Raw genomic sequence first — 6,130 nt, 5'->3', positions numbered from 1 at the left:
TACTCGTCTTTCATGTACGGCGTGGGATAGCAGCCGAACACGTTGCTGAACGTAATGTTGAAGCTATCGGCCATCCACTTCAAATTATCGGGCGCGTTTTTCGCCATGCACTCGACGAGGTCTTCCTTCACGATGCCCTCGGCGTCGGTGAGCCAGAACTTCTTATGCAGCTCGGCCGAATCGTCGGTTACACCGGCGATTTCCTTCTGCCACTGCGTTCCGCTCGCCTGCACCGCGCCTTCGGCAAGCGCCGTGGTACCGCCGCACGCTGCAGCCTTCTCAAGAACGAGCACCTTTTCGGCGCCGTTTTCAAGTGCGGAATATGCAGCCGTAAGGCCCGATCCGCCGCCACCGCATACGATTACGTCGTATTCGCCGTCCCACTTCTCGGGCAAACCAGAAGCATCGGAACCCGAAGCCTCCTTGCTGCCGCCCGCTGACGAACACCCGGCCAAACCGGCTGCGGCCAAACCGGCAACGCCAGCCATACCGGCCAGGAAATTACGGCGAGACATGCCTTGTTCGGTGATTGCGCTCATGACGTCCTCCTCATCCCTCACCAGGCCCCTCCGCCTGGTTGACGCGCCGCGAGCGCTCGGCCGTTTCCCTTAAACGACCTGCGGTTTTATTCGCAGCGCATCTCTTGGATACGTGATGGTTGCAGTATGCGCCGCGAGAGGCGCGCCCGCAACATGCCCAGTTCACCGTGCGAACCAACCGTTCCGCGATGTGGAACGGGCAACCTGTTAAACGCTTCCCACCTGCTAAACGCTACGAGCATTTAGCAGGTCTTGAAACGCGCAGAGCCCCGCAGGAAAACCTGCGGGGCTCTGCGCATTCGCGACAAACGCCAATTTGGACCTTTCGATCGAAGCGTAATCAATGGACTTCGGGTACGTATTCAATCAAGTCGCCTGGCTGACAGGCCAAAACCGAACAGATTCCATCCAGCGTCGAAAAACGAAGTGCCTTCGCATCACCAGTTTTAATCTTCGACATATTCGCCCTAGTAATTCCAACGCGCTCAGAAAGCTCCGAGACCGTCATCCCTCTAGACTCCAGCAACTCATCCAAATGCAGCACAATCACGGCACGCCCCCTTGCATTTGCTGTATATATCACACAAGGAAGCAGTCTTTCAAATTACGTCTTCACCGTCTCTTTGAATTTTCACACCGTAATCGACGATATAGGAAAGACCCCAAAACGAAACAGCCAATATTAGCGCCGATAAATCAAAGCCACATATGGGCACGTCCCGCCTCGACTGCGCCGAAACCAATTCTTCCCAAAGCCCAACAGGAGGAAAGCAGCCAGGACCGCTAAACTGAAAGGAGACGGGAGACAACGATCCCGTAAGTAAAACTGAAGCGGCTTCAGAAAAGGCAATGGAAATCAGCGCCACCAAAACAAATAGAAGGCCCGACAAACGTAGGCCGCGAGACGTTCCTTCCGCTATACCAGAGCCAAAAACTATCCGTGTTATCGCCTTCGCAACAACATCCAGCAAAATCGAATAGCAAAATAAGAGCAACGTCCATTGCGCAAAAACAACGGCCGCAACTACAAGACCGCGAATCAGACCCAAGAAGAATGCAAGAAGGCACGCAATAGTACCTACGATAAGAATAACACGCAGAACCTTAACGATAACGCATGCCACTTCTGCAAGTTTAGCCTTTTTGCGTGGATGCCTAGAGGCATTTTCGACTACAACGGCCATATTACCCCTCGAATAACACGATGCAGGCAGCTTCGCCACCTGCATCTAAAACGTCAACTATGAAACAGTAAAGAAATTGCCTTCCGAGGTTGTAACGTCAAGCCAAGCACTCACGTTATACCAGAGCATGTAGCCAGAATAAGAACGCGCCGGAGATGCGTAGAATGAATTCGAATAAGACGTGCTCGCACTCACCCCGTCATCATAAATCTTAACCGCGCCGCCTGATCCTACAATCCCATACGATGTGCAGTGCACTGTAAGAGTCATTTTTCGAGGGGTAGGCCCGCTGGTTTTAGCAACATTGATATTTCCACCATAGTTGTAAGAAGGAACAGTGCCATTATGGTACAAACTGCCAGTACAACGTACGCTTGTTCCATATCCCGAACCTGTAACATTAAAACCCTGAGAATCCAAAGGTGCTATGCTGCTCGTATTCGGCTTGCTCGCATAGAGCATGATAAATTCCGTATCGCATTCGTTAAAAACTTCGCCAATGGAATAAGTGGAATTAATCTCTTTAAATCTTTCGGATATTTGTTCATCCGTCAGGTTGTCATTTTCGGCATACACCGAAGCATACGCCGAAGGACTGAAAGCCATCAGTGACAGCCAACCCACGAAGAGAAATACCGCAAACGCCACGAGCGATTGGCACGTGGTTTTACGAATGTTCCGTGCTTGCATGTATATCGACCTCCTATGGTCGGTATCGAGTACGTAGGCGCCCTCTTGAATGCTTAAGCAATAAATATGGTACTAGCTACGTATCGAGAAACAATACACATATTCCATTATTTGTTACTAAAACACTATCAAAAGAAAGAATCGCTTCTTTTGATATGCGAAACGAAAAGCCCCGCAGGAAAACCTGCGGGGCCAAAAACGGAGCGAGAATACGCTCCTAAGTTAATTTGAAGCAGCGTCAACCAAAAGAGGAGCCGGCTTCCACGTCGAAAGACAGCAAGAGGCCCGCCGGTGGCGCGAATCGCCGCGAAAGCCAAGCGCATTGGCCTTTCGGCCATGCGCGAGGCTTGAACGGCGAGTCGCCTGCCAGCAGGCCTCGCAGCGTCGGCAAAAATTACATCATGCCGCCCATACCTGCGCCAGCGCCAGCAAGAGCGCTCAAATCGGGGCCTTCCTTGGGGATCTCGTTGATGGAGCACTCAGTGATGAGGATAAGGCCAGCAACGGAAACCGCAGACTGCAGAGCGGTGCGGGTAACCTTCACGGGGTCGGAAACGCCCATGGCAATCATGTCGCCATATTCGCCATTAGCGCAGTTCAGGCCTTCGCCCTTCTTCATGCCCTTAACCTTCTCGACCACAACGGAGCCTTCAAAGCCAGCGTTCTGGGCGATGGTGCGCATAGGAGCCTCAAGAGCCTTGCGGATGATGGCGACGCCAACTTCCTCGTCGTGGTTCGCGCAATCAACGGCGTCGAGAGCGGGCAGAGCATGGAGCAGCGCTACGCCGCCGCCAGCAACGATGCCCTCTTCGACAGCCGCGCGGGTTGCCTGCAGGGCGTCCTCGATGCGGCTCTTCTTCTCTTTGAGCTCGGCCTCGGTAGCAGCGCCAACGCGCAGCACGGCAACGCCGCCGGACAGCTTGGCCAGGCGCTCATGCAGCTTCTCGCGGTCGAAGTCGGAGTCGGTGTGCTCCATTTCGGCCTTGATCTGGTCGATGCGGTCCTTGATGGCAGCCTTGTCGCCGTCGCCATCGACGATGGTGGTGGCGTCCTTGGAGACCTTGACGGTCTTCGCATGGCCGAGCATGCTCACGTTCGCGTCGGCGAGCGTCATGCCGAAGTCGGGAGTGATAACCTGACCGCCGGTGACGATAGCGATGTCTTCCAGCATGCGCTTGCGGCGATCGCCGAACCCGGGAGCCTTCACGGCAACGCAGGTGAAGGTGCCACGCAGCTTGTTCAGCAGAATGGTAGCCAGAGCCTCGCCCTCAAGGTCCTCAGCGATGATGAGCAGCGGGCGACCAGACTTGGAAACTTCCTCGAGCACCGGCAGCAAATCCTGGATGGAGGAAATCTTCTGGTCGGTAAGCAGGATGAACGGGTCTTTCAGAACGGCTTCCATGCGCTCCATGTCGGTAGCCATGTACGGGGAGATGTAGCCCTTGTCGAACTGCATGCCCTCGACCGTTTCGATGTCGATGCCGAAGGTCTGGGACTCCTCAACGGAAATGACACCCTCCTTGCCGACAACTTCCATGGCCTCGGCGATCTTGGTGCCGATAACCTCGTCGCCAGCGGAAATGGTGCCGACGTTGGCAATTTGCTCTTTGCCCTCAACCGGAATGGCGTCGGTCTTGATGGCGTCGACAATAGCCTCGGTGGCCTTCTCGATGCCGCGGCGAACGGCCAGCGGATTCGCGCCGGCGGTGACGTTGCGCAGGCCCTCGGTCACGATAACGTCAGTGAGCAGGGTTGCGGTGGTGGTACCGTCGCCCGCACCATCGTTGGTCTTGGTGGCGGCTTCCTTCACGAGCTGGGCGCCCATGTTCTCCACGGGATCCTCAAGCTCGACTTCCTTAGCAACCGTCACGCCGTCATTGGTGATGGTGGGGGCGCCATAGGTGCGCTCAAGGGCGACGTAGCGGCCCTTGGGGCCAAGGGTAACTTTAACGGCATCGGCCAGCTTGGTGACGCCAGCAGCAAGGCCGCTGCGGGCCTCAGCCTGGAATTTAATGTCTTTAGCCATTGTGATTGCTCCTTCAATGGGTAGTTTCTTTTCGAAACTTAATTACCGAATTCGCTTTGGTTTCTATCGTTTGCTTTACGCAGTGTAAACACCATAAAGGTCGTCGGCGCGCATGATAAGCACATCCTCGCCCTCGATGTTCACTTCGGTGCCGCCGAACTTGCCGTACAGCACACGGTCGCCTTCCTTGACGGGAACCGGAATGAGGTTGCCGTCCTTATCGCGCTTACCCTCGCCAACGGCCAGAACGATGCCGGTCTGAGGCTTTTCCTGGGCGCTCGAAGCGATGTAGAGGCCCGATGCGGTCTTGGTTTCAGCTTCGTCGCGCTTAACGATAACGCGATCACCCAAAGGCTTGAGATTCATGGAATGTCCTTTCTCCACTGCCTGTTATAACCAAAGATTGGGAAGAGTGCTAGCACTCCGTATGCCCGAGTGCTAACAAGTTGGTACTCTAACACCCTCATAAAATGATGCAAGCACCTTTTGAGAAAATCTCAGTGCTGTTTACTAAATGTCATAAAGATATTCGACGCAATTTGGAAAAACCGAGCGCAACGCTTAGCGCATATACGCCAACAACGCCTCGCAGCCGCGAACCACGTCTTCGTACGTCGTTTCGAAATCGCCCGTGAACCACGGGTCGGCCACGCTGTTCGCCGAATCGGCATCTCCACCGTCGGAATACTCGAGCAGCTTGTGCACTTTGCCTTGTGGATCGCCTTTCAGAATGCGGCGCATATCGCGAATGTTCTCGTCATCCATGCCGATGAACAGGTCGTACTCGCCATAATCGGCCGCGCGCAGCTTCACGGCGGCTCGGCGCGGGTGAACAATGCCGTGAGCGTCGAGCACCCGCTGCGTACCCGGATGCGTATCATTGCCGATTTCATCGTTGGTCGTCGCGCAAGATGCAATGGCGATGCGGCCGCCCAAACCCGCGCGGGCAACCATGTCGCGCATCACGAACTCAGCCATAGTCGATCTGCAAATATTGCCGTGGCACACAAACATAATGCGATGGATGAATTGACGTTGCGACATGCGATTCCTTTTCTTCGATAAGCTCAATGCAAGCGAATATGCTATTGCACGCGTGCGGAAATGGCAATGCCGCCGAAAACCCAAAACGGAACCTGGCGCGACTAGGCGCCTACCGAACAGTCGCGCCCACAGGACGGCGCCTCGCGCGAACGCACGCCCACGGGGCAAAGCCCGACGCGAGCGCCCGCCCACAAATCCGCCCTCGCTCGCACAATATAACCTAGCACAAGCGCGCATTCGCAAAACCGCGCGCAACCCCATCGTCATTAAGGGCAATGCCATGGCTATCGCGAACGCCGTGGAGCTCGAGGGTTGCCGCGCGAGCGAACGCGTCGCAAAACAAAGAAGGCTCCCCGCCTTATAAGCGAGGAGCCTCCGGTTACCTTTATGAAAGAAAACCGCTAGTCGACGCGTGCGTAGTCACCGCTGCCGTCAAAGCCCCAATCGAGCTTATCGGCCTTGCCGTTCGAATCGCAATGGATGGCATAGTTCCACGCCGGGTCCTCATCGTCCCAATACAAACCAACCTGGTCGACGGCGGTAATGGCCCAGGTACCCGCCTCAGCCTGCTTGCTATCGCGGCTCTCGACAAGCGTTCCATCTTCCCTCAGCTCGATTTCGATGGACTCGTTTGTGAGCGACTTCCA

At 55.3% G+C, this 6,130-nt stretch carries 8 protein-coding genes; all 8 read right to left on the bottom strand.

What is annotated here, in order from left to right; genetic code table 11:
- The coding region (locus ACWI8T_RS07555; protein ID WP_449138493.1) for an FAD-dependent oxidoreductase at window positions 1-539 on the bottom strand (539 nt) is incomplete at its 3' end.
- Window positions 540-879: 340 nt separating this feature from the next.
- Window positions 880-1,083: a helix-turn-helix domain-containing protein gene (locus ACWI8T_RS07550; RefSeq protein ID WP_329932888.1), complete on the bottom strand. Its 204-nt coding sequence runs from the start codon at window positions 1,081-1,083 to the stop codon at window positions 880-882.
- 55 nt (window positions 1,084-1,138) lie between these two features.
- Window positions 1,139-1,723, bottom strand: a complete 585-nt coding sequence (locus tag ACWI8T_RS07545; RefSeq protein ID WP_281667836.1) for a hypothetical protein — start codon at window positions 1,721-1,723, stop codon at window positions 1,139-1,141.
- A gap of 57 nt (window positions 1,724-1,780) precedes the next feature.
- On the bottom strand, window positions 1,781-2,413 hold the full coding sequence (locus ACWI8T_RS07540; protein WP_309324818.1) for a hypothetical protein: 633 nt from the start codon (window positions 2,411-2,413) through the stop codon (window positions 1,781-1,783).
- 394 nt (window positions 2,414-2,807) lie between these two features.
- Window positions 2,808-4,439, bottom strand: a complete 1,632-nt coding sequence (groL, locus tag ACWI8T_RS07535; protein WP_114615221.1) for a chaperonin GroEL — start codon at window positions 4,437-4,439, stop codon at window positions 2,808-2,810.
- Window positions 4,440-4,514: 75 nt separating this feature from the next.
- The gene (locus ACWI8T_RS07530; RefSeq protein ID WP_123219026.1) at window positions 4,515-4,805 is read right to left on the bottom strand and encodes a co-chaperone GroES; all 291 of its coding nucleotides are present in this window, start codon (window positions 4,803-4,805) and stop codon (window positions 4,515-4,517) included.
- 195 nt (window positions 4,806-5,000) lie between these two features.
- Complete coding sequence (locus ACWI8T_RS07525; protein WP_449138492.1) at window positions 5,001-5,483, bottom strand: low molecular weight protein-tyrosine-phosphatase; 483 nt, start codon at window positions 5,481-5,483, stop codon at window positions 5,001-5,003.
- A 401-nt stretch (window positions 5,484-5,884) separates the two neighbouring features.
- On the bottom strand, window positions 5,885-6,130 hold a 246-nt coding region (locus ACWI8T_RS07520), incomplete at its 5' end, for a hypothetical protein (RefSeq protein ID WP_449138491.1).

This window comes from Slackia sp., from assembly GCF_977041755.1.
Note: the sequence above shows the minus strand (reverse complement) of the source record. Positions and strands in the feature narration are given on the sequence as shown.